At 71.6% G+C, this 24,949-nt stretch carries 14 protein-coding genes, 1 tRNA gene and 1 rRNA gene; 3 read left to right on the forward strand and 13 right to left on the reverse strand.

Annotated elements, in window-relative coordinates:
- Window positions 1-86: 86 nt before the first annotated feature.
- Window positions 87-5,027, forward strand: coding sequence for an ATP-dependent helicase (locus tag EV284_RS23650; protein WP_130337418.1), 4,941 nt, complete (start codon window positions 87-89; stop codon window positions 5,025-5,027).
- Window positions 5,028-5,072: 45 nt separating this feature from the next.
- Window positions 5,073-5,918 (forward strand): DNA-formamidopyrimidine glycosylase family protein, encoded by an 846-nt coding sequence (locus EV284_RS23655; protein ID WP_130337419.1) that lies wholly within the window; start codon window positions 5,073-5,075, stop codon window positions 5,916-5,918.
- Window positions 5,919-6,006: 88 nt separating this feature from the next.
- Here the strand turns inward: EV284_RS23655 and EV284_RS23660 are convergent, their stop codons facing one another.
- The 10 genes from EV284_RS23660 to EV284_RS23705 all read right to left on the reverse strand — a co-directional run bounded on the left by EV284_RS23660 (window position 6,007) and on the right by EV284_RS23705 (window position 20,763).
- Window positions 6,007-6,294, reverse strand: a complete 288-nt coding sequence (locus EV284_RS23660) for a hypothetical protein (RefSeq protein ID WP_130337420.1) — start codon at window positions 6,292-6,294, stop codon at window positions 6,007-6,009.
- Between the two features lie 125 nt (window positions 6,295-6,419).
- The gene (locus EV284_RS23665) at window positions 6,420-6,890 is read right to left on the reverse strand and encodes a DNA starvation/stationary phase protection protein (RefSeq protein WP_130337421.1); all 471 of its coding nucleotides are present in this window, start codon (window positions 6,888-6,890) and stop codon (window positions 6,420-6,422) included.
- 199 nt (window positions 6,891-7,089) lie between these two features.
- Window positions 7,090-7,464: a helix-turn-helix transcriptional regulator gene (locus tag EV284_RS23670; protein ID WP_086696108.1), complete on the reverse strand. Its 375-nt coding sequence runs from the start codon at window positions 7,462-7,464 to the stop codon at window positions 7,090-7,092.
- 109 nt (window positions 7,465-7,573) lie between these two features.
- Window positions 7,574-8,119, reverse strand: coding sequence for a CinA family protein (locus EV284_RS23675; RefSeq protein ID WP_130337422.1), 546 nt, complete (start codon window positions 8,117-8,119; stop codon window positions 7,574-7,576).
- The gene (pgsA, locus tag EV284_RS23680; protein WP_130337423.1) at window positions 8,116-8,859 is read right to left on the reverse strand and encodes a CDP-diacylglycerol--glycerol-3-phosphate 3-phosphatidyltransferase; all 744 of its coding nucleotides are present in this window, start codon (window positions 8,857-8,859) and stop codon (window positions 8,116-8,118) included. The genes EV284_RS23675 and pgsA overlap by 4 nt, the downstream gene beginning before the upstream one ends.
- A complete protein-coding gene (gene rimO, locus EV284_RS23685) occupies window positions 8,856-10,328 on the reverse strand; it encodes a 30S ribosomal protein S12 methylthiotransferase RimO (RefSeq protein ID WP_130337424.1) in 1,473 nt (490 codons plus the stop codon). Before rimO ends, pgsA begins: the two co-directional genes overlap by 4 nt.
- Before the next feature lie 102 nt (window positions 10,329-10,430).
- Window positions 10,431-11,276, reverse strand: coding sequence for a helix-turn-helix domain-containing protein (locus EV284_RS23690; RefSeq protein WP_130337426.1), 846 nt, complete (start codon window positions 11,274-11,276; stop codon window positions 10,431-10,433).
- A gap of 280 nt (window positions 11,277-11,556) precedes the next feature.
- On the reverse strand, window positions 11,557-14,259 hold the full coding sequence (locus tag EV284_RS23695; RefSeq protein WP_207229113.1) for a DNA translocase FtsK: 2,703 nt from the start codon (window positions 14,257-14,259) through the stop codon (window positions 11,557-11,559).
- Between the two features lie 125 nt (window positions 14,260-14,384).
- Window positions 14,385-15,062 (reverse strand): response regulator, encoded by a 678-nt coding sequence (locus EV284_RS23700; RefSeq protein ID WP_030803377.1) that lies wholly within the window; start codon window positions 15,060-15,062, stop codon window positions 14,385-14,387.
- A 241-nt stretch (window positions 15,063-15,303) separates the two neighbouring features.
- Window positions 15,304-20,763 (reverse strand): HAMP domain-containing protein, encoded by a 5,460-nt coding sequence (locus tag EV284_RS23705; protein ID WP_130337430.1) that lies wholly within the window; start codon window positions 20,761-20,763, stop codon window positions 15,304-15,306.
- Window positions 20,764-21,084: 321 nt separating this feature from the next.
- Between EV284_RS23705 and EV284_RS23715 the strand changes: the two genes are divergently transcribed.
- Window positions 21,085-23,841, forward strand: coding sequence for a SpoIIE family protein phosphatase (locus tag EV284_RS23715; RefSeq protein ID WP_130337432.1), 2,757 nt, complete (start codon window positions 21,085-21,087; stop codon window positions 23,839-23,841).
- Window positions 23,842-23,922: 81 nt separating this feature from the next.
- Here EV284_RS23715 and EV284_RS23720 read toward each other — a convergent pair.
- The 3 genes from EV284_RS23720 to rrf all read right to left on the reverse strand — a co-directional run.
- A tRNA-Thr gene (locus tag EV284_RS23720) sits at window positions 23,923-23,995 on the reverse strand.
- Between the two features lie 85 nt (window positions 23,996-24,080).
- Window positions 24,081-24,746: a DegT/DnrJ/EryC1/StrS family aminotransferase gene (locus tag EV284_RS23725; RefSeq protein ID WP_130337527.1), complete on the reverse strand. Its 666-nt coding sequence runs from the start codon at window positions 24,744-24,746 to the stop codon at window positions 24,081-24,083.
- Between the two features lie 117 nt (window positions 24,747-24,863).
- Window positions 24,864-24,949: ribosomal RNA gene (gene rrf / locus EV284_RS23730) — 5S ribosomal RNA — on the reverse strand; the annotation flags it as partial.

Here is a 24,949-nt window from a genome sequence, read left to right on the forward strand (position 1 = left end):
CCACGCGCACCGGTCGCGGCACGCCCTGATCCGTCCCGTTTGCCCAGGTCAGCCCGATTGTCAGTGGGCGGGTGCACGATAGAGGCATGGTCAGTCCCGCCCACCCGGCCCTCGAAGGCTTCTCCCCCGCGACCCGCGAATGGTTCACGGGGGCGTTCCACGCGCCCACCGAGGCCCAGGCGGGCGCCTGGAAGGCCATCAACGAGGGGTCGGACGCGCTGGTGGTGGCGCCGACCGGCTCGGGCAAGACGCTGGCCGCCTTCCTCGCCGCACTGGACCAGCTGGCCTCCACCCCGCCCCCGGCCGACCCCAAGAAGCGCTGCCGGGTGCTGTACGTGTCCCCGCTGAAGGCGCTCGCCGTCGACGTGGAGCGCAATCTGCGCAGCCCGCTGACCGGCATCCGCCAGGAGTCCGTGCGCCTGGGCCTGCCCGAGCCCGAGGTCAAGGTGGGCATCCGCTCCGGCGACACCCCGCCCGCCGAGCGGCGCGCCCTGGTGACCCGCCCGCCGGACATCCTGATCACCACCCCCGAGTCGCTGTTCCTGATGCTGACCTCGTCCGCCCGGGACGCCCTCACCGGCATCGAGACCGTGATCCTGGATGAGGTGCACGCGGTCGCGGGCACCAAGCGCGGCGCGCACCTCGCGCTGTCCCTGGAGCGGCTGGACGAACTGCTGCCCAAGCCCGCCCGCCGGATCGGCCTGTCGGCGACCGTACGGCCGGTGGACGAGGTGGCCCGCTATCTCTCGCCCCGGGGCAAGGTGGAGATCGTCCAGCCGGAGTCGGGCAAGGAGTTCGACCTGTCGGTGGTCGTACCCGTGGAGGACATGGGCGAGCTGGGCGGCTCCCCCGCGGCCGACGGCGACGACAAGGCGGAGAAGCCCTCGATCTGGCCGCACGTCGAGGAGAAGATCGCCGACCTGGTCCAGTCGCACCGCTCGACCATCGTGTTCGCCAACTCCCGCCGTCTGGCGGAGCGGCTCTGCAACCGGCTCAACGAGATCGCCTACGAGCGCGCCACCGGCGAGAAGCTGGACGAGCACCACTCCCCGGCCGAGCTGATGGGCGGCTCGGGCGCGGCCCAGGGAGCCCCGCAGGTGATCGCCCGCGCGCACCACGGCTCGGTCTCCAAGGAGCAGCGCGCGCTCGTCGAGGAGGACCTGAAGGCCGGGCGGCTGCCCGCCGTGGTGGCCACCTCCAGCCTGGAGCTGGGCATCGACATGGGCGCCGTCGACCTGGTCGTCCAGGTCGAGTCCCCGCCCTCGGTCGCCTCCGGCCTCCAGCGCGTGGGCCGCGCCGGGCACCAGGTGGGCGCCGTCTCCACGGGCGTGGTCTTCCCCAAGTACCGGGGCGACCTGGTTCAGGCGGCCGTGGTCACCGAGCGGATGCGCTCGGGCGGAATCGAGTCGCTGCGGGTGCCGTCCAACCCGCTGGACGTACTGGCCCAGCAGATCGTCGCCATGACGGCGCTGGACACCTGGCAGTTCGACGACCTGCTGGCCACCGTGCGGCGCGCGGCCCCCTTCGCCTCGCTCCCCGAGTCCGCGTTCACCGCCACCCTGGACATGCTCGCGGGCCGCTACCCCTCGGACGCGTTCGCGGAACTGCGCCCCCGTGTGGTGTGGGACCGCGTGGCCGGGACCATCAGCGGCAGGCCCGGCGCCCAGCGGCTCGCCGTCACCTCCGGCGGCACCATCCCCGACCGGGGCCTGTTCGGCGTCTTCCTCGCCGGTTCCGACCCCAAGAAGGGCGGCGGCCGGGTCGGCGAGCTGGACGAGGAGATGGTGTACGAGTCCCGCGTGGGCGATGTCTTCACACTGGGCACGAGTTCCTGGCGCATCGAGGACATCACCCGCGACCGGGTGCTGGTCTCCCCCGCGCCCGGTGTACCGGGCCGTCTGCCGTTCTGGAAGGGCGACCAGCTCGGCCGCCCGCTCGAACTGGGCCGCGCGCTCGGCGCGTTCCTGCGCGAGGTCGGCGCGCTGTCCGAGGAGGACGCCCGGCTGCGTCTGCTCACCGCGGGCCTGGACGCGTGGGCGGCGGACAACGTCATCTCCTACCTGGCCGAGCAGCGCGAGGCGTGCGGGCACGTCCCGGACGACCGCACCATCGTCGTGGAGCGCTTCCGGGACGAGCTGGGCGACTGGCGGGTAGTGATCCACTCACCCTTCGGCGCCCAGGTCCACGCCCCCTGGGCGCTCGCGCTGGGCGCCCGCCTCTCCGAGCGGTACGGCATGGACGCCCAGGTCATGCACGCCGACGACGGCATCGTGCTGCGCCTGCCCGACGCCGACCTGATGGGCCTGGACCTGCTGGACCAGAGCCCCGGCAAGGTCGGCATGGACTATGACGGCGAACAGGCCCCGGTCGGCGCGGCGGACGTCGCCTTCGACAAGAGCGAGGTCAACCAGGTCGTCACCGACCAGGTCGGCGGCTCGGCCCTGTTCGCCTCCCGCTTCCGGGAGTGTGCCGCCCGCGCGCTGCTGCTGCCGCGCCGCAACCCCGGCAAGCGCACCCCGCTGTGGCAGCAGCGCCAGCGTGCCGCTCAGCTGCTGGAGGTGGCGAGCGAGTTCGGGTCCTTCCCGATCGTCCTGGAGGCGATCCGCGAGTGCCTTCAGGACGTGTTCGACGTGCCCGGCCTGGTCGAGCTGATGGGCGACATCGAGTCCCGCAAGGTCAGCCTGGTCGAGGTCACCACCCCCGAACCGTCCCCGTTCGCCCGCTCCCTGCTGTTCGGTTACGTCGCCCAGTTCCTCTACGAGGGCGACTCCCCGCTCGCCGAGCGCCGTGCCGCCGCGCTCTCCCTGGACTCCCGGCTGCTGGCCGAGCTGCTCGGCCAGGCGGAGCTGCGGGAGCTGCTCGACGCCGAGGTACTGACCGAGCTGGAGCGCGAACTCCAGTGGCTCACCGAGGACCGGCGCGCCAAGGACCCGGAGAGCGTCGCGGACCTGCTCCGGCTGCTGGGCCCGCTGACCGACGCCGAGCTGGCCGAGCGGGGCGCCGAGCCGGAGTGGGCGCGTGAACTGGCCGCCGCCCGCCGGGTCATCAAGGTGCGCGTCGCGGGCGCCGACCACTGGGCGGCCGTCGAGGACGCGGGCCGCCTGCGCGACGCGCTCGGCACCGCACTGCCGGTCGGTGTCCCCGAGGCGTTCACCGAGCCGGTGAAGGACCCGCTCGGCGACCTCCTGGCCCGCTACGCCCGTACCCACGGCCCCTTCACCTCGGCCGCCGCCGCCGCGCGCTTCGGTCTGGGCGTCGCGGTCACCGAGGGCGCCCTCCAGCGGCTGGCCGCCGGCGGCCGGATCGTGCAGGGCGAGTTCCATCCGGCGGGCATCGGCCAGGAGTGGTGCGACGCCACGGTGCTGCGCCGGCTGCGCCGCCGTTCGCTGGCCGCGCTGCGGCACGAGCTGGAGCCGGTGCCGCCCGCCGCGCTCGCCCAGTTCCTCCCGCAGTGGCAGCACATCGGCAAGGGCCATACGCTGCGCGGCACCGACGGACTGGTGCGCGCCGTCGAGCAGTTGCAGGGCGCCTCGGTGCCCGCCTCCGCGCTGGAGAAGCTGGTCCTGCCGTCCCGTGTGGCGGACTACAGGCCGTCGATGCTGGACGAGCTCACCTCGGCGGGTGAGGTCGTGTGGGCCGGGGCGGGCTCGCTGCCCGGCAAGGACGGCTGGGTCTCGCTCTACCTCGCGGACACCGCGCCCCTGTTGCTGCCGCCCCCGCACCCCCTGGAGCTGAGCCCGCTCCACCAGTCGATCCTGGACACGCTCTCCGGTGGGTACGGCCTGTTCTTCCGTCAGATCGCCGACCAGGTCCGCGCCACCACGCACCCCGAGGCGAGCGACGCCCACCTGGCCGACGCCCTGTGGGACCTGGCCTGGTCGGGCCGGCTCACCAACGACACCCTGGCCCCGATGCGCGCCCTGCTGGGCTCGGGCCGTACGGCGGGCGCCACGGCCCACCGCGCCAAACGCAACGTCCCGCGCGGGCGTTACGGCTCCCTGACCGCCGCCGCCCGCGCCACCTCGAGGTCCGGGCCGCCGACCGTGGGCGGCCGCTGGTCGCTGTTGCCGGTGCCCGAGCCGGACGCCACCGTGCGCGCCCACGCGCGTGCGCGTGCCCTGCTGGACCGGCACGGGGTGGTGACGCGCGGTGCCGTGGGCGCGGAGGGCGTCGAGGGCGGCTTCTCCGCGGTGTACCGGGTGCTGTCCGCGTTCGAGGAGAGCGGCCAGGCCCGGCGCGGCTACGTGGTCGAGGGCCTCGGTGCCGCCCAGTTCGCCATGGACGGCGCGGTGGACCGCCTCCGGGCGGTGTCCAACGCCCGCGACCGGGGCGAGCGCGTCGTGCCCGTCCCGACACCCGCGGGCAACGGCGCTCTCCCGCCCTTCCCCGGCGACGGCCACGCGGCGTCCGACGCCTTCGACCCATCCTCCGGCGGCTTCGGACACCCGGGCCTCGACAGCGACTTCGCCTGGCCGCCCCGGGGCGGGGACGACGGCGGTCTCCCGCGCCCCTTCGGCCCGGCGGCCATCCCCGACCCGTACGCCTCCCCCGGCCAGGGCGGCCCGCGCGGCGGCTCGGGCTACGGCTCCCTCGCGAGCCGGAGCTACGGCCCCCGCGTACGGGACACCGCCCCCGACTCCAAGGCGGTGGTCCTCGCCGCCGCCGACCCCGCCAACGCGTACGGCGCCGCGCTGCCGTGGCCCGAACCCCCGACCGGTGCGGGCCACAAGCCGGGCCGCAAGGCGGGCTCACTCGTCGTCCTGGTGGAGGGCGAGCTGACCCTCTACATGGAGCGCGGCGGCAAGACCCTGCTGGCCTGGCCCACCGACCCGGATTCCACGGCGGCCGACGACCCCCGCCTGCGCGCGGCGGCGGAGGCTCTGGCGGCGGCCGCCCGCGCGGGCTCCCTGGGCACGGTCACCGTGGAGCGGATCAACGGCACCGCGGCCCTGACCTCGACCCTGGGCCCCCTGCTGGAAGGCGCCGGCTTCGTGGCGACCCCACGCGGCCTGCGCCTGCGCGCGTGAGCCAGGAGGCCGGAGCAGGCCCACGCGCCGTGGCACCCTGGACGCATGCCCGAAGGTGACACGGTGTGGCAGACCGCGAAGCGCCTGCACGACGCGCTCGCGGGCAGGGTGCTGACCCACAGCGACTTCCGGGTGCCGCAGTACGCCACGGTCGACCTGACCGGCCGCACCGTGCTCAACACCGCCCCGCGCGGCAAACACCTGCTCACCCGCTTCGAGGGCGGCCTCACCCTGCACACGCACCTGCGGATGGAGGGCGCCTGGAAGGTGTACGGCACGGGCCATGCCTGGCGGGGCGGCGCCGGACACCAGATCCGCATCGTCCTGGGCGCCGACGACCGCATGGCCGTGGGCTACCGCCTCTCGGTGCTGGAGCTGCTGCGCACCGAGGACGAGGAGCGTGTCGTAGGCCATCTGGGGCCCGACCTCCTCGGCCCCGACTGGGACCCGGAGCTCGCCCTGGCCAACCTGTACGCCGATCCGGACCGCGCCCTCGGCGAGGCCCTGCTGGACCAGCGCAATCTCGCCGGGATCGGCAACGTCTACAAGAGCGAGCTGTGCTTCCTGCTCGGCGTGACCCCCTGGCTCCCCGTCGGCTCACTCCCCGAGGACCGCGCCGCCCGGCTTCCCGGCATGGCCCAGCGCCTGCTGGAGGTCAACCGGGCCCGCCCGGTCCGCCAGACCACCGGCCTGCCCCGGAACGACCTCTACGTCTACGGCCGCGCCTCCCGCCCCTGCCTGCGCTGCCGCACCCGCGTACGAGTGGCCGACCAGGGGGACGGGACCCAGGAACGCCCCACCTACTGGTGCCCCACCTGCCAGAGCGGCCCGACCCCGGCACCCGGCACCGCCCAGCGCTGGCGGGAGCGCTACCCGCGCCCCGCGCGCTGACTCCCCGCTGACTCCCCGCTGACCGAACGCGAGGCGAACCCGAGCCCCGCTCGGCCCCCCACGCAAGCCCGCCCGAAGCAGCCCCCGCTCAGCCCGCCCCCGATTCACCCGAACGAGTTACCCCCGCACTCGCTTCCGCGCCCGATTCCTCCCCCGTGGTCCGCCAGGCCTCCCGCCACCGCCCGGTCCGCACCGCCCCCTCGGCCCGGTCCTTGGCGACACAGTGCACCGGCAGCACACCCAGACCCCACCCCCCGAGCACCACGGACCCTTCCAGCACTCCCGCGCCGTCCCCCAGGGTCAGCCGCAGCACCGCCCACCACCACACCGCGCCGAACCCCAGAGCTGCCCCCCAGCGCACTATTCGCCCGTCCATGGACCCGCCACCTCCAGCCGGAGAAGCTAGAACACCGCCTGCCACCTGCGGGAGGCGCACCGAAGGGCTCACCGGAGCAGCACCGGGCAGACGCCCGGAACGGCCGGCCCGGAAGCCCCGTTCCGCTATGCGCTCTCGGCCTGGAACATCCAATGGTGCTTCTCGAGGTCGCCCGTGATCTGGATGAACAGGTCCTGGGTCACCGGGTCGGCGTCGCCGGTGGCGTTCACCCGCTCCCGCATCCGGCCGATGACCGCGCCGAGGGCGGCGACCATCCCGGCGACCGCGTCCGTGTCCTTGATCCAGCCGGCCGGCGGGACCTTGATCCCGGTGCCGGAGGCGACCGTGGAGGCCCGCCCGTCCGGCGGGACGCCCAGCGCCGAGGAGCGTTCGGCCACCTGGTCGGAGGCGGTGCGCGCGGACAGGACCACCTCGTCGAGCTGGAGGTGGATGGACCGGAAGCGCGGCCCGACGACGTTCCAGTGGATCTGCTTGGCGACCAGCGAGAGGTCGACCAGGTCCACGAGCGCCCCCTGCAGCGCCTCGGAGACGGTCTTCAGCTCGGCCTCGGGAAGGGAACTCTTCACCACGTACATCCGCTGTCCTCGGGTCCTCGGGGGGCTTGGGGTCCCTCCCACCATGACCGGGCCGCCCGTACCGGGCAAACGGAGCAAGGAACCCCCGAGGGGACCTGGACAGGCGCATGAGAAAGCCCCGGCCGCGCCTCACCTGAAAGATCCAGGGAGGCCCGGCCGGGGCTCACACGTATCGGGCGCTAGGCCGCGTGCGCGCAGGTCACGCGGCGACCACGTCCACCGCTTCGGCAGGTGCCTTGATGGTCACCCGTTCCGGTGGCACACCGGTCACCGACACGGAACCCAGCATCGGCCGGACCGGTGCCGGTACGCCGTCGGTGGCGGCGGCGGACTGGGCCAGCTCGGCGAGTGCGAGTTCGTCACTCACCTCACGCATGAGTTCCGACATCCGTACGTCCAGCGCGTCGCAGATCGCGGAGAGCAGCTCGGAGGAAGCCTCCTTCTGCCCCCGCTCCACCTCGGAGAGATAGCCGAGTGAGACCCGGGCAGACGAGGAGACTTCGCGCAGAGTACGGCCCTGGCGCTGGCGCTGCCGACGCAGCACGTCACCCAGCAGGCGACGGAGCAGAATCATCGGTGGCTCCCTCCTCGGACCGCGTAGCCGCATCCTTCTCGCCCCACCGTACCGCCTCGCGCCGCGGCCGTGCGGGGAGCGATGTCGTGTTCACTCAGGGCTGCAAACATCAAAACCCCCCGTTCCGTTCCGTATCCTGTGCCCGCTCATTTCCGGTCTGTTCGCCCGCAAGCTCCGCAAGAAGCAGTGCGAGTACGCTCCGTACACTCTCCATACGAATTTCCGTACGGCCGCCGTTCAACCGCAGGGCCTCCACTTTTCCGCCGGAGGCGGAAGGCGGGCCCGGTCGGGGAGGTCCGTCGACGGCCACGTACACCGTGCCGACCGGCTTCCCGTCCTGCGGCTCGGGGCCGGCGACGCCGGTGGTGGCGATGCCCCAGTCGGCACCGAGGGCCTCCCGCACACCGGCAGCCATCTGGGCCGCGACCTGCGGGTCCACCGCGCCGGACCGCTCCAGCAGACCGGCGTCGACGCCGAGGAGCCGGTGCTTGAGCTCGGTGGCGTAGGCGGTGACCGAACCCCGGAACACCTGGGAGGCGCCGGGGACCGAGGTGATCTCGGCGGCGACCAGACCACCGGTCAGCGACTCGGCCACGGCGAGCGTCTCGCCGTTCACCGTGAGTAGCCGCACCAACTCGGTGGCCGTGGGGTTCACGCTTCTCGCTCTTCCAACGCCGCTGCCCGCTCCGCGATTCCCCGGCGGCGCAGCACCATGGCCTGTCTCACATAGTCGAGGCCGGTGACCACGGTGAGGACGACCGCGGCCGCCATCACCCAGAAGCGCAGGGTGGCGAGCCAGCCGGTCAGCGCGAGCACGTACATGCCGACCGCGACGCCCTGGGTGAGCGTCTTCAGCTTGCCGCCCCGGCTGGCCGGGATGACGCCGTACCGGATGACCACGAAACGCAGCAGGGTGATGCCGAGTTCCCGGCCCAGGATGACCACCGTCACCCACCAGGGCAGGTCGCCCAGGGAGGACAGGCAGATCAGCGCCGCGCCCATGATCGCCTTGTCCGCTATCGGGTCAGCGATCTTCCCGAAGTCGGTGACCAGGTTGTAGGTGCGCGCCAGATGCCCGTCGAACAGGTCGGTGATCATGGCGACCGCGAAGGCCGCCCAGGCGAAGGACCGCCAGGCCGGGTCGTAGCCGCCGTCCGCGAGCATCAGCGCCACGAAGCCCGGCACCAGGAGCAGGCGGAGCATGGTGAGCAGATTGGCGACGTTCCAGACGCTGGCCTGGTTGACGGCCGCAGCCGCGAGCTTGCCGCCGCGCGGGTGCCTGGCCTCCATCGCGACGGCCGGGTCGGAGACCTCCGGAGCACCGTCGACGGCCTGGCCGGTCGCGCCGCGCGCGCCGGAGGAGCCGCCCGAGGCGGATGCCGGGACTCCGGTCATCTGGCCGCCTCCTCGCTACACACCGACGAGCCCGGAAGCGGCTCGGCCACCAGGTCGACCCCCTCGGTGCCGACCACCTTCGCCTCGACCATACGTCCCACGGCGAGACCCTCGCCGCTCGTGAGCAGCACCTGGCCGTCCGTCTCCGGGGCCTGGTGCGCGGCGCGGCCGTACACGCCGTCCTCACCGTCGACGGACTCCACCAGGACGCGCACGGTTTCCCCGAGGCGCTCCTCGGCGCGCTGCGAGACGAGTTCCTCGGCGAGCCGGGAGATGTGGGCGAGGCGCTCGGCCACCACGTCCTCGTCGAGCTTGGTGTCGTACGTGGCCGCCTCCGTGCCCTCCTCGTCGGAGTAGCCGAAGACGCCGATGGCGTCCAGGCGGGCGCCGGTCAGGAAGCGCTCCAGCTCGGCGAGGTCGCCCTCGGACTCGCCGGGGAAGCCGACGATGAAGTTGGAGCGGACGCCGGCCTCGGGGGCCTTGTTCCGGATGGTGTCCAGCAGCTCCAGGAAGCGGTCGGTGTCGCCGAAGCGGCGCATGGCGCGCAGCACGTTCGGCGCGGAGTGCTGGAAGGACAGGTCGAAGTACGGCACGACCTTCGGGGTGGAGGTCAGGACGTCGATCAGGCCGGGGCGCATCTCGGCCGGCTGGAGGTAGCTGACGCGCACCCGCTCGATGCCGTCGACCTCGGCCAGCTCGGGCAGCAGGGACTCCAGCAGGCGGATGTCGCCCAGGTCCTTGCCGTAGGAGGTGTTGTTCTCGGAGACCAGCATGACCTCCTTCACACCCTGCTCGGCCAGCCAGCGCGTCTCGTTGAGGACGTCGCTGGGGCGGCGGGAGATGAAGGAGCCGCGGAAGGACGGGATGGCGCAGAAGGAGCAGCGCCGGTCGCAGCCCGAGGCGAGCTTGACCGAGGCGACCGGGGAGCCGTCGAGGCGGCGGCGCAGGGGCGCGCGCGGGCCGGAGGCGGGCGCGAGGCCGTCCGGAAGGTCGGTGGGGCCGTGGCCGGGCAGGGCGACGGCGGCCGCGGACTCCTGGCGCTCGGCCGGGCTGATCGGCAGCAGCTTGCGGCGGTCGCGCGGGGTGTGGGCGGCGTGGACCCCGCCGGACAGGATGGTCTGGAGGCGGTCGGAGATGTCGGCGTAGTCGTCGAAGCCGAGCACGCCGTCGGCCTCGGGCAGCGCCTGGGCCAGTTCCTTGCCGTAACGCTCGGCCATGCAGCCCACCGCCACGACGGCCTGGGTTCTGCCGTGGTCCTTGAGGTCGTTGGCCTCCAGGAGGGCGTCGACCGAGTCCTTCTTGGCGGCTTCGACGAACCCACAGGTGTTGACCACGGCGACATCGGCGTCCGCGGCGTCCTCGACGAGCTGCCAGCCGTCCGCCTCCAAACGGCCTGCGAGCTCCTCCGAGTCCACCTCGTTACGGGCGCAGCCGAGAGTGACTAGTGCGACGGTACGGCGTTCAGGCATGGGCTCAAGACTACTTTGTCTGTCCCGCACCCCATGTCGACGGGGTTGGCCGTGGCCGGCCAACCCCGTCTTCGTCCGCTCGCTCCGGGCGCCCGGAAGGCCTCAGCCGACCTCGGGGTCGCCCTTGGTGTAGGTCAGCCGCTCCACGGCACCGGGCCGGAAGTCGTCGTCGATCTTCTTGCCGTTGACGTACAGCTCGATCGCCCCGGCGTCACCCAGAATCAGGTTGATCTTGGTGCTGTCCTGGAAGGTCTTGGACTCGCCCTTGTTGAGCAGCCCGTCGAACAGCATGCGCCCGTTGTGGTCCTTCGCGGAGATCCAGCTCCGCCCGCCCGGCGCCGTGACCCGGACGGTCACCTTGTCCTGCGGGGCGGCCGCGATGGCGCTGTCGGAGGGGTCGGACTTCGGCGTGGCGGACTGCCCCGTCTTCGGGGTGGGCGCGGCCGACTTGGTGACGGACGGCGAGGCTTTGCCCTCGACGGCCTGGGTGTCCTTGTCGCCGCCGGTCTGCGACTTGACGGCGGTGAAACCGACGAAGCCGATCACGACGACGATCGCCGCGACCATGGCCGCGGTCCAGTTGGGGCCCCGGCGCTCGGGACGGATGCGCTCCGCCTCGAACAGGGGGGCCGCAGGGGTGGGCGCGGGCCGGCCGCCGTGCTCGGCGTCGAACCGCGCGATGAGCGGGGCGGGGTCGAGGCGGACCGCCTTGGCCAGGTTGCGGATGTGGCCGCGCGCGTACACGTCGCCGCCGCAGGAGGAGAAGTCGTCCTCCTCGATGGCGTGCACCATGGCGAGGCGGACGCGGGTGGCGTTGCTGACGTCTTCCGCGCTCAGCCCGGCCGCGACGCGGGCCTGGCGCAGGGCGGTGCCGACGGAGGGACCGTCGGCCTCGGGGGCGTCGGTGAACGGGGGCTCGTCTTCGGGGGAGTTGCTGCCGATGGACACGGGGGCGCCTTTCGAGCGTGTGAGCCACCTGTGCTGAGCGTTCAGTCTAGGCGGGGTACGAAAGGGTGGGGCAAGCGGGCGAACGGACTTGTACGCCATCGGAATGGCCGGTCAGCCCGACGGCGGACGGGTGCGGGAGGCCCAGGCCGGTACCTGGGCCCCTGCTCTCGCTCAACTTGACGTACTGCGAAGGGAAACGGTTGCCCGCCGATGTTTAACGGGTGGATCACGGTGGTGCCGCCACCCGGCGCAGTCCCGACACGCCGGACGGCCCGAAGCCCTAACCGTCAGACTCCCCGCGAATCACGGCGAGCACGCCGTCCAGTTCGTCAGGCTTCACAAGAACGTCACGAGCCTTGGAACCCTCGCTCGGTCCGACGATGTTCCGGGACTCCATGAGGTCCATCAGCCGGCCCGCCTTGGCGAAGCCGACCCGCAGCTTGCGCTGGAGCATGGACGTCGACCCGAACTGTGTGGAGACCACCAGCTCGGCCGCCTGGCACAGCAGGTCGAGGTCGTCGCCGATGTCCTCGTCGATCTCCTTCTTCTGCTTGGTGCCCACGGTGACGTCGTCCCGGAAGACCGGCGCCATCTGGTCCTTGCAGTGCTGGACGACGACCGCGACCTCTTCCTCCGTCACGAACGCGCCCTGCATACGGGTCGGCTTGCTGGCGCCCATGGGCAGGAACAGCCCGTCGCCCTTGCCGATCAGCTTCTCCGCGCCGGGCTGGTCGAGGATGACCCGGGAGTCGGCCAGCGAGGAGGTGGCGAAGGCCAGCCGGGAGGGCACGTTGGCCTTGATGAGACCGGTGACCACGTCCACCGAGGGCCGCTGGGTGGCCAGGACCAGGTGGATGCCGGCGGCGCGGGCGAGCTGGGTGATGCGGACGATCGCGTCCTCGACGTCACGCGGGGCGACCATCATCAGGTCGGCCAGCTCGTCCACGATCACCAGCAGATACGGGTACGGCTGCAACTCGCGCTCGCTGCCCAGGGGCGGGGTGACCTTGCCCTCGCGGACGGCACGGTTGAAGTCGTCGATGTGCCGGAAGCCGTAGGCGGCGAGGTCGTCATAGCGCAGGTCCATCTCGCGCACCACCCACTGCAGGGCCTCGGCGGCCCGCTTGGGGTTGGTGATGATCGGCGTGATCAGGTGCGGGATGCCCTCGTAGGCGGTCAGCTCGACCCGCTTGGGGTCGACCAGGATCATCCGGACGTCCTCGGGGGTCGCCCGCATCATGATCGAGGTGATCAGGCAGTTGATGCAGGACGACTTGCCGGAGCCGGTGGCGCCGGCGACCAGCATGTGCGGCATCTTGGCCAGCGAGTGCATCACGTAGCCGCCTTCGACGTCCTTGCCGAACGCGACGAGCATCGGGTCGTCGTCCTCGGCTGACTGCGCGAGCCGCAGCACGTCACCGAGGTTGACCATCTCCCGGTCGGTGTTGGGGATCTCGATGCCGACGGCCGACTTGCCGGGGATCGGGCTGATGATCCGCACGTCCGGACTGGCGACGGCGTACGCGATGTTCTTGGCGAGCGCCGTGATCCGCTCGACCTTCACGGCCGGGCCGAGCTGGACCTCGTAACGGGTGACCGTCGGGCCCCGGGTGAAGCCGGTGACGGCGGCGTCCACCTTGAACTCGGAGAACACCGTGCGCAGGGAGTCCACGATGGCGTCGTTGGCCGCGCTGCGCGCCTTGCCGGGGCCGCCCCGGGTCAGCAGGTCCAGCGAGGGCAGCGAGTAGGTGATGTCCCCGGAGAGCTGGAGCTGCTCCGCGCGGGCGGGCATTTCGCGGGGCACCTCGGGGGGTGCCTTGGTGAGGTCGAGGACGCCGGAGTCGGTGTTCCTCCTGCCCGGCACGGGCTTGGACGAGGACGCCGGAGACGGCACGGGGACCGGGGTGGTCTCCTCGCGGTCCCCCACGCTCACGCCCTGGGTGAGGTCGGCGACGACCGGGGACGGCGGCATGCCGTGCTGCACCGCGCCGTCGAGCGCGGCGGTGGCCGCCGAGGCCACGTCGATCGCGTCCATCTCGCGCGGCTCGGACCGAGCGGCCCTGCGGGGGCGGCGGCGCCGGGTGAGCGCCTCGTCCTCGGCGGCGTCGGGGTCGTGGTCCTGCGGGCCGCCCCGGCGGCTCCGGGGGCGGGCCGGCGGTTCGTCGCGCCACCGCTCGTCGTAGCCCTCGACGTCGTCCAGGTCGGCCGCGTAGTCGTGCAGCACACCGAGGCGGATGCCGAGGGCGCGCAGCCGGCGCGGGATGTGGTTGACCGGGGTGGCGGTGACCACGAGCAGCCCGAACACGGTGAGCAGCACCAGCAGGGGTACCGCGAGCACCTCGCTCATCGTGTACGTCAGCGGGGTGGCGGCCGCCCAGCCGATGAGGCCGCCGGCGTCCCTTATGGCCCGCATGCCGTCGTCCCGCGCGGGCGAGCCGCAGGCGATGTGCACCTGGCCGAGCACGCCGACGACGAGCGCGGACAGGCCGATGACGATCCGGCCGTTGGCCTCGGGCTGCTCGGGGTGCCGGATGAACCGGACGGCGATGACCGCGAACAGTATCGGCACCAGCAGGTCGAGGCGGCCGAAGGAGCCGGTGACCAGGATCTCCACCAGGTCACCGACGGGTCCGCTCAGATCGGCCCAGGTGCCGGCGGCGACGATCAGCGCGACGGCGAACAGCAGCAGTGCGATCCCGTCCTTGCGGTGGGCCGGGTCGAGGTTGCGCGCGCCCTGCCCTATGCCCCGGAAGACGGCGCCGACGGCGTGCGCCATGCCGAGCCAGACGGCACGGACGAGCCGGTACAGGCCCCCGGTGGGGCTCGGCGCGGGCTTGGGCGGTGCCTTGCGGACCGGAGCCCGGCGGGCCGGCGCCTTCTTGGCCGGGGCCTTCTTGGCGACCGCCTTCCTCGCCGGAGCCTTCGCGGGAGCGGCCGCCTTCTTGGCGGGCGGCTTCTTGGCTGCGGAGGGACGTGAGGCCATGGGACCGAGGTTACCGGGGGAGACGACAGCGGACACGTGTGCCCACTGCTTCACCCGTTCGTGTCGCCCTTGGCAGGGCGTCGAATTGACGCCCGCTCATGGGTGGCCGGAGATCCGGCGGGGCGTCAACTCTGCGGAGGGAGTGGGGCGGAGCCGTCGGCGCCCGGCTCCAGGGCGTCCAGCGCCCGGCGCAGACCGGTGAGCTTTCGCTCCAGATGCGCGGCCGTGGCCACCGCGGCCGCGTCGGCTGACTCGTCGTCCAGCTGCTTGGAAAGCGCCTCGGCCTGCTCCTCGACGGCCGCGAGCCGGGCGGACAGCTCCGCGAGCAGCCCGGCGGGCTCCTTGCTGTCGACGGTGTCCTTCTGCCCGCCCTCCAGCTGGAGCCGCAGCAGCGCCGCCTGCTCGCGCAGCTGGCAGTTCTTCATGTACAGCTCGACGAACACCGAGACCTTGGCGCGCAGCACCCACGGGTCGAACGGCTTGGAGATGTAGTCGACCGCGCCCGCCGCGTAACCCCGGAAGGTGTGGTGCGGGCCGTGGTTGATCGCGGTGAGGAAGATGATCGGGATGTCCCGGGTCCGCTCCCGCCGCTTGATGTGCGCGGCCGTCTCGAAGCCGTCCATACCCGGCATCTGGACATCCAGCAGGATGACCGCGAAATCGTCCGTGAGCAGTGCTTTGAGCGCTTCCTCCCCGGAAGATGCCCGCACCAGCGTCTGATCGAGCGCGGAGAGGATGGCCTCCAGCGCGAGCAGATTCTCCGGCCGGTCATCGACCAGGAGGATCTTGGCCTTCTGCACCATGGCCCGCCCTCCTCGCCCCGGCGGTACACCGGGCGCCGCCCCAGAGGACGACTCCCTTTCGCCGCCCGTCCTTGTGCCGGTCATCGTAGCCGCACCCCGCCCGTCGCCACACCCTGTCACCGCGATGTCACGGTGCACACGGTTCAAACGCGGGCAGAGCCTGGAAGGTTCCCGGAATCCGAGGTTCCCACACCTGGCCCGCGCCGCGCACCGCGCCCCCGTGACCGGTCCTGTCGCGCCGTCACTCCGGCCGCATCCACTGGCGCATGACGCCCAGCAGGTGATCGGGGTCGACCGGCTTGGTGACGTAGTCGGAGGCGCCCGACTGGAGCGCCTTCTCCCGGTCGCCCTTCATCGCCTTCGCGGTCAGCGCGATGATCGGCAGTCCCGCGAACTGCGGCATCCTGCGGATCGCGGTGGTGGTCGCGTACCCGTCCATCTCGGGCATCATGATGTCCATCAGCACCACGGCCACGTCGTCGTGCTGCTCCAGGACCTCGATGCCCTCGCGGCCGTTCTCGGCGTACAGCACCGACAGGCCCTGCTGCTCCAGCACGCTGGTGAGCGCGAAGACGTTGCGGATGTCGTCGTCGACGATGAGCACCTTCTCGCCGCCGAACCGCACCGCGCGCACCGGCCGCCCGGTGTCCTCCGGCTGCTCGACGGTGATCGACTGCTCCGGCCGCGGCTCGGCCTCGGACAGGCTCCGGCGCCGCCGCCGGAACAGGGCGGCGGGCCCGTTCTGCGTCTCCCGGTACGACTTCACCTCGGCCGGCGTCTCTGCCCGGGGCTCCGTGAGCCTGGCGGACAGATGCGCCTCGGAGGCGACCAGCTCACCGGCCTCCAGCGGGGGCACGGACTGCTGGTAGCCCTGCGGCGGCAGCTCGCTCGGGTGCAGCGGCAGGTACAGCGTGAAGGTGGACCCGCGGCCCGGCTCGCTCTGCGCGTGGATCTCACCGCCGAGCAACTGGGCGATCTCCCGCGAGATCGACAGCCCGAGGCCGGTGCCGCCGTACTTGCGGCTGGTCGTGCCGTCGGCCTGCTTGAACGCCTCGAAGATCACCCGCATCTTGCTGGCCGCGATGCCGATACCGGTGTCGGTGACCGAGAACGCGATCAGGTCGGCGTCCGGATCGGTGAGCGCCCCGGCCTCCAGCAACTGCTCCCGGATGGTCTGCGGCACATCCGTGCCGGCGGGCCGGATCACCAGCTCGACCGAGCCGGAGTCGGTGAACTTCACCGCGTTGGACAGCAGGTTGCGCAGCACCTGGAGGAGGCGCTGTTCATCGGTGTGCAGGGTCGCGGGCAGCTCCGGCGAGACCCGCACCGAGAGGTCCAGGCCCTTCTCGGCGGTCAGCGGGCGGAAGGTCGCCTCCACGTAGTCCACGAGCTGGACCAGCGCGATCCGGGTCGGGGAGACGTCCATCTTGCCCGCCTCGACCTTGGACAGGTCCAGGATGTCGTTGATGAGCTGGAGCAGGTCGGACCCGGCACCGTGGATGGTCTCGGCGAACTCGACCTGCTTCGGGGACAGGTTGCTCTCCGCGTTGTCGGCGAGCAGCTTGGCCAGGATCAGCAGCGAGTTGAGCGGCGTACGCAGCTCGTGCGACATGTTGGCGAGGAACTCGCTCTTGTAGCGCATCGACACGGCGAGTTGCTCGGCGCGTTCCTCCAGGACCTGCCGGGCCTCCTCGATCTCGGTGTTCTTCACCTCGATGTCCCGGTTCTGCCGGGCCAGCAGCTCGGCCTTCTCCTCCAGTTCGGCGTTGGAGGACTGCAGCGCCTTCTGCCGGTTCTCCAGCTCCGCCGAGCGCTCCCGGAGCTGCTCGGTCAGCAACTGGGACTGCTTGAGCAACTGCTCGGTCTTGGTGTTGACGGAGATCGTGTTGACGCTGGTGGCGATCATCTCCGCGATCTGGTTGAGGAAGTCCCGCTGGATGTGCGTGAACGGCGTGAAGGACGCCAGCTCGATCACCCCGAGCACATTGCCCTCGAACACCACCGGCAACACGATGACCTGCGCCGGCGGGGCCTCCCCAAGCCCCGAGGAGATCTTCAGATAGCCGCTCGGCACGTCCCTGACCAGGATCGTCCGCTTCTCCTGCGCGGCCGTCCCGATCAGCCCCTCACCGGGCCGGAACGAGGTCGGCATGGCGCCCGTGGAGCAGCCGTAGGAGCCGAGCATGCGCAGCTCGTACTCCTCCTCGCCGTCCCCGGCGAGATCCTGGCCGTCCAGCAGCGGCATGGTCAGGAAGAACGCGCCGTGCTGCGCGGAGACCACCGGGGTCAGCTCGCTCATGATCAGCGAGGCGACGTCCTCCAGGTCCCGGCGGCCCTGCATCAGCGCCGAGATCCGGGCGAGGTTGCCCTTGAGCCAGTCCTGCTCCTTGTTGGCGATCGTGGTGTCGCGCAGGTTGGCGATCATCTTGTTGATGTAGTCCTGGAGCTCCTGGATCTCCCCGGACGCGTCCACGTCGATCTTCAGGTTCAGGTCGCCGCGGGTCACCGCCGTCGCCACCTTGGCGATGGCACGCACCTGCCGGGTCAGGTTCCCGGCCATCTCGTTCACCGACTCGGTCAGGTCGCGCCAGGTGCCGTCCACGTCGAGCACCCGGGCCTGGCCGCCGAGCTGGCCCTCGGTGCCCACCTCGCGGGCGACGCGGGTGACCTCCTCGGCGAAGCTGGAGAGCTGGTCGACCATCGTGTTGATCGTCGTCTTCAGCTCCAGGATCTCGCCCCGCGCGTCGATGTCGATCTTCTTGGTCAGGTCGCCCTTGGCGATCGCCGTCGTGACCATGGCGATGTTGCGCACCTGGCCGGTCAGGTTGGACGCCATCCCGTTCACCGACTCGGTGAGGTCCTTCCAGGTACCCGCGACACCGGGCACGTGCGCCTGGCCGCCCAGGATGCCGTCCGTACCCACCTCACGGGCCACCTTGGTGACCTGGTCGGCGAACGAACTCAGCGTCTTCACCATGGTGTTGATGGTGTCGGCGAGCTGCGCCACCTCACCGCGCGCCTCGATGGTCACCTGGCGCGTCAGGTCGCCGTTGGCCACCGCGGACGCCACCTGGGAGATGTTCCGCACCTGCATGGTCAGGTTGTTGGCCATCAGGTTGACGTTGTTGCTCAGGTCCTTCCAGATGCCCGTGACACCCGGTACGTGCGCCTGCCCGCCCAGGATGCCCTCGGTGCCCACCTCACGGGCCACCCGCGTCACCTGCTCGGCGAAGCTGGAGAGCTGGTCGACCATGGTGTTGACCGTGGTGACCAGCTCGAGGATCTCGCCCTTGGCGTCGACCGTGATCTTCTTCGACAGGTCGCCCTTGGCCACGGCCGTCGTGACCTCGGCGATGTTGCGCACCTGGATCGTCAGGTTGTTGGCCATGAAGTTCACGGACTGCGTGAGGTCCTTCCAGGTGCCGGAGACACCCTGCACCTCGGCCTGACCGCCGAGCATGCCCTCCGTACCCACCTCACGGGCCACCCTGGTGACCTCCTGCGCGAACGACGAGAGCTGGTCCACCATCGTGTTCAGCGTGTTCTTCAGCTCCAGGATCTCCCCGCGCGCGTCCACGGTGATCTTCTGGGAGAGGTCACCGCGTGCCACAGCGGTCGCGACCTGGGCGATGTTGCGGACCTGGGCGGTGAGGTTCCCCGCCATGCCGTTCACCGAATCGGTGAGGTCACGCCACACCCCGGCCACACCCGGTACCTGCGCCTGACCGCCGAGCCGACCCTCGGTGCCCACGTCACGGGCCACCCGGGTCACCTGGTCGGCGAAGGCGGAGAGCTGGTCCACCATCGTGTTGATGGTGTTCTTCAGCTCCAGGATCTCGCCGCGCGCGTCCACGTCGATCTTCTGCGAGAGGTCGCCGTTGGCCACCGCCGTCGTCACCTGGGCGATGTTGCGCACCTGGGAGGTGAGGTTCCCGGCCATGAAGTTGACGGAGTCCGTCAGCTCCTTCCAGGTACCCGACACCCCGTCCACCCGCGCCTGACCGCCGAGCCGACCCTCGGTGCCCACGTCACGGGCCATCCGCGTCACCTGGTCGGCGAAGCTGGAGAGCTGGTCCACCATCGTGTTCACGGTGTTCTTCAGCTGGAGCATCTCACCGGAGACGTCCACGGTGACCTTCTGCGACAGGTCGCCGTTGGCCACCGCCGTCGTCACCTGGGCGATGTTGCGCACCTGACCGGTGAGGTTCCGGAACGCGGTGTTGACCGAGTCCGTCAGGTCCTTCCAGGTACCGGCCGCACCCGACACCTGCGCCTGGCCGCCCAGCTCACCCTCGACACCGATCTCCCGCGCGACCCGCGTCACCTCGGCACCGAACGCCGAGAGCTGGTCCACCATCCCGTTGACGGTGTTCTTCAGCTCCAGCATCTCGCCCGCCACGTCGACGGTGACCTTCTGCGACAGGTCACCGCTGGCCACGGCCGTCGTCACGGCGGCGATGTCCCGCACCTGAGTCGTGAGATTCCGGAACACCGTGTTCACGGAGTCCGTCAGGTCCTTCCACGTCCCCGCCGCACCCGGCACGTTCGCCTGCCCGCCGAGCCGCCCCTCGGCACCGACCTCGTTGGCCACCCGCGTGACCTCGTCCGCGAAGATCCGCAGCGTCTCGGTCATCTGGTTGATGGTCTCGGCGAGCTGCGCCACCTCGCCCCGCGCGGGCACGGTCACCTTCTGCGACAGGTCACCGTTGGCCACGGCCGTCGTCACCTGGGAGATCCCGCGCACCTGAAGGGTCAGGTTGCCGGCCATCGTGTTGACGGAGTCGGTCAGCTCCTTCCACACCCCGGCCACGCCCGGCACCTGCGCCTGACCGCCCAGGATGCCCTCGGTACCCACCTCGCGGGCCACCCGCGTCACCTCGGACGAGAACGAGGAGAGCTGCTCCACCATCGTGTTGACGGTGTTCTTCAGCTCCAGCATCTCGCCGGCCACCTGCACGGTGACCTTCCGCGACAGGTCGCCGCCCGCGACCGCCGTGGTCACCAGCGCGATGTCCCGCACCTGCGCGGTGAGCCGGTTCGCCATCGTGTTGACGGACTCCGTCAGGTCCTTCCAGGAACCCGACATGCCCCGCACCTTCGCCTGCCCGCCGAGCTTGCCGTCGGTGCCGACCTCGATGGCCACCCGCGTGACCTCGTCGGTGAAGGTGGAGAGCTGGTCGACCAGGTTGTTGACGGTCCGGCCGACCTTCAGGAACTCGCCCCGCAGCGGATGCCCGGTCCCGTCCGGCGCATCGGTGCGCAGGTCCATGCGCGGCGACAGATCGCCCTCCGCGACCGCCGTCAGCACCCGGCTGACCTCGGACACCGGCCACACCAGGTCGTCGACCAGCGCGTTGGAGTTCTCCACCGCGGCCGCCCAGGAACCCTCGCCGGCGCCCGTCTCCAGCCGCTCGGTGAGCTTGCCCTCCCGGCCGACCGTGCGCCGCACCCGCGCCAGCTCACCGGTCAGGTGCAGATTGCGGTCGGCCACCTCGTTGAAGACGGCCGCGATCTCCGACAGCACCCCGTCGCCGGACACCGTGAGCCGCTTGCGGAAGTTCCCGTCGCGCATGGATTCCAGCGCGGCGAGCAACCGGTGGAGGGCGGCCGTGTCCACCTCGGTGACGCCACCGCTCCTGCGCGGGGACGGCCGGCCCTTCGCGCGCGTCTTATTGCCCCGCGTCGCTGCGCCAGACTCCACTGTGTCCCTCCCGGAGGGGTAGACCGCCACTGCCGTGCCCGGCCGCGTCCTGGGGCTGCTGCCCTTCGCGCACGGAACGCACGCAGCCCGAACCGACCTTCATCAAAATCCTGCCCAGTGTTTCACCCCTGCCGAACCAGGCCATAACAGTTCGACAGCTTCGCACACGGTTCGCACACCGTGGGGGGTGATAACCGGCGACCGGCATCCACTGCGACGGCGAAGGTAAGTAACCTTGCATCCGGCTGTCCAGCCGCACCGGCCCGACCGGCCTGGGCGGCGGCACGAGTAGGACACGGGCATCGGAGGGGCGGCCGCAGAGTGACCACCGGACTGATCTCGGGGGGACCTCCCCCGGAGCCACGGCCGAAGGGCGAGCGGACCCCGCAGCAGCGGTCCGGACCGGCCGGCCCCCCGCTCACGCACGTCGACGACAGAGCAAGGAGTTCCGTGATCACCGCCCGCGCGGCCGCCAGCTTCGAGCCCGTCGGGCGTTCGGTCGCGACCGCCCGCGCCTTCGTCCGCGACACCCTCCAGGGCTGGGGGTTCGCGGACATCGTCGACGACGCCGTGGTGCTCACCAGCGAACTGGTCACCAACGCCGTGGTCCACGCGGGCACCGAGGCCGAGGTCCTGTGCCTGCGCACCGAGCACGGCGCGCGGGTCGAGGTCTCCGACCGCTACCCCGAACGCGAGGTCCCGCTCCAGAGCGCGCACGCCGTCATGGGCAACCCGGACCGCGAGGGCGGCCGCGGCCTGCAACTCTGCGCCGCGCTCGCCACCCGCTGGGGCGTCGAGTACACCCCCACGCACAAGAACGTCTGGTTCCAGCTCGACCTGCCCGAACGCCACGTCGGCACCCGTGCCGCCGGACCGGCCCTTCCGCCCGACCTGCTCCCCCTGGCCGACAGCCGGGTTCGCGTGGCCGTCCTCCAGATCGACCGCAAGGGCTGCATCAGCGCCTGGAACGAGGACGCCGAGGAACTCTTCGGCTACCCGGCGGACGACGTCGTCGGCAAGCCCCTCACCGACCTCGCCGCCTGGCCGCACACCCCCGGCACCGGCACCGGCATCGCCGAGGCCCTCCAGCTCTCCCGCTGGGAGGGCAGCTACGGCGTCCGGGGCGCCGACGGCCGCGTCTCCCCTGTCTACGCCTCCCACCTGCGCGTCCGGGACACCGGTGGCGAGCCCTCCACCGTCTGCCTGCTGGTCCGCGACCACGAACGCGCCGTCCTCCAGACCCCCTCCCGCGTCCCCGCCGGCGACCAGAGCGGCTCCGACGGCCCGAACGCGGACCCCTTCGAGGTCTTCATCGGCTCCCCCGCCCCCGACGACCTGGACGGACTCCTCCAGCGCACCGTCGAGCGCGCCCGCGACATGCTCGACGGCGACTCCGCCTTCCTGCTGCTCGCCACCGACGACGAGACCGAACTCGAGGTCCGCGCCTCCACCGGCCTGCCCTCCACCCGCCAGCGCTTCGCCCGCGTCCCCGTCGAGGCCGGCCCTGGCCGCTACGGCTCCGCGCGCATGCCCGCCGTCCACGACGACCTGAACGCCGTCCCCAGCGCCGCCGTGCCGCTCCTGGCGGGCACCGGGATGCGCTCGGTGGTCACCGTGCCGCTCAAGGTGGAGGGCCGCCTCACCGGCTCCCTCGGCGTGGCGGCCGAGGCGCCGGGCAGGTACTCCAACGAGGAGGCACTGCGCCTCCAGTTCGCCGCGGACCGCATCGCGCTGGCCGTGGAGTCCGCCCGCCTCGGCGAGCTGGAGCGGCTGCGCAGAGGCTCGCTCAGCTTCCTGGTCGAGGCGTCCGACCTGCTCGCCGGCACCCTGGACCGCGACCAGACCCTCGCCCTGATGGCACAGATGACCGTGCCGACCCTGGCCACCTGGTGCGCGGTCTACACGATCAGCGAGCAGTCCGCCGACCCGTACCTGTCGTACGTCCTGCACGAGGACGAGGAGTTCATCGACGGCATCAAGTCCTTGCTGTCGAAGATCCCGCCGCCCGACCCGGTACTGACCCCCGGCGCCCGCGTCTGGCCGCTGCCCGGCGAGGTCGCCCACCAGGCCGCCCTGCGCAGCTCCATGCGCAGCCTCGGGCTCTCCGGCGGCCCCACCCAGCAGCTCGCCTCCAGCATCGGCCCCACCCTGGCGACGGCCTCGGCGGTCGGCGGCGAGACCGTCGTCCTGCCCCTGGTGGCCCGCAACCGCGTCATCGGCATGCTGACCCTCGGCAAGCCCACCGACGAACACTTCCGCCAGGAGATCCTGGAACTGGCCGAGGACCTGTCCCGCCGGGCCGCCCTGGCCCTGGACAACGCCCGCCTGTACTCGGAGCGCACGGCCATCAGCCAGTCCCTCCAGCGCAGCCTCCTGCCGCCCGGCCTCCCGCCCATCGACGGCGTCGAGGTCGACGTCATCTACCGCGCGGCCGGCGAGGGCAACGAGGTCGGCGGCGACTTCTACGACCTCTTCCCCATCGGCGACGGCGCGTACGGCTTCGCCATCGGCGACGTCTGCGGCACCGGCCCCAACGCGGCCGCCGTCACCGGCCTCGCCCGGCACGCCCTGCGTCTGCTGGCCCGCGAGGGCCTCAGCGGCCCGGCGGTCCTGGAGCGTCTGAACTCCGCGATCCTCGACGAGGGCGACCGCAGCCGCTTCCTGACCCTGCTCTACGGCGAGCTGCGCCCCCAGGAGGACGGCGGCGCCGAACTGAAGGTGGTCTGCGCCGGACACCCGCTCCCCCTGCGCCTGCGCCAGGACGGCACGGTCACCGCAGCCGCCGAACCCCAGCCCCTCCTTGGCGTCATCGAGGACCTGGAACTGTACGAGGAGACGGTCACCCTGGACCCCGGCGACGTACTCCTCTGCGTCACGGACGGCGTCACCGAACGCCGCGAGGGCACCCGCATGCTCGGCGACGACGGTCTCGCGGACGTCCTGACGACCTGTACGGGGCTCACGGCCGGCGCGGTCGCGGCGCGCGTGCTGCGCGCGGTGGAGCGCTTCGCCTCCGACGCGCCCTCCGACGACATGGCCATCCTGGCGATGCGGGTTCCGGGGCTTCAGCAGGACTGAGGTCGTCCGGCCCGCCCCGCCGGGGCGGGCCAGCGGACATGCGAAAGGCCCCACCCTGAACGGGTGGGGCCTTTATCGCTGAGCCCCCAAACGGAATCGAACCGTTGACCTTCTCCTTACCATGGAGACGCTCTGCCGACTGAGCTATGGGGGCCTTGTCGCTTTCGAGGTTTCCCTCGCGGCAACAAGAAGATCGTACCCTGAAGGGGCTCGGCTTCCCAAATCCGTTCGCCGCTCGTTCAGAAAGCAGGCTGGAGGAGTCCGCCGAGAGCATTGCAGGCGGCGACGATCCGCTGCATCTCCCGCTTCGTCAGCGCCGGGTCGACGGGCAGCGCGAGCGTCTCGTCCGCGGCCCGCTCGGTCTCCGGCAGCGTCCAGCCGGGACGCCGGAACCCGGGCAGCCGGTGGGCGGGGGTCTGCACGGGAATCCGGCAGGCAACTCCCCTGGCCCGCAGGGCGCGTGCGAACGCGTCCCGGTCGGGCCGCCCGTTCCCCGGCACCCGGACCACGTACTGCTGGTAGGTGTGCCCGTCCCCGCTGTCCGGCGTCCGAACTCCCCTCAGGCGGGCGTCCAGATAAGCGGCCCGCTCCCGGCGCCGCACCAACTCCTCGCCCGGAGCGTCGGCTTCACCTCGCTCCAGCACCAACAGTCCACGCCGGTTCCCCAGTTCACGCAGCGGTCTCACATCAGCCCGCCGGCCGAACCGGTGGACCACGACGACGCCCGCGGTCCGCTCCGTCACAGAGGCCGCGACAGAGACCGCGTCCAGGCAGTAGGTGACCGGATCTATGTCGGCGAACACCGGCCGCGCGCCCACCAGGGCGACCGCTTCGGCGACTTCGGCGTTCCCGAAGGCAGGTACGACGACTTCGTCCCCGGCTCCCACGCCGGCGGCCCTGAGCATTGCTGCAGTACCCATGCGGCACATGGTCGGTGGACGACGTGAACGCCAAGTTACGGACAACAAAAAAGGGTTGGTCCCTGAACCGAAGTTCAGGGACCAACCCTTTTATCAAAATTAGTTCGGCGGCGTCCTACTCTCCCACAGGGTCCCCCCTGCAGTACCATCGGCGCTGTGAGGCTTAGCTTCCGGGTTCGGAATGTAAC

This window comes from Streptomyces sp. BK022, from assembly GCF_004217355.1.
Taxonomy (GTDB): Bacteria; Actinomycetota; Actinomycetes; order Streptomycetales; family Streptomycetaceae; genus Streptomyces; species Streptomyces griseoluteus.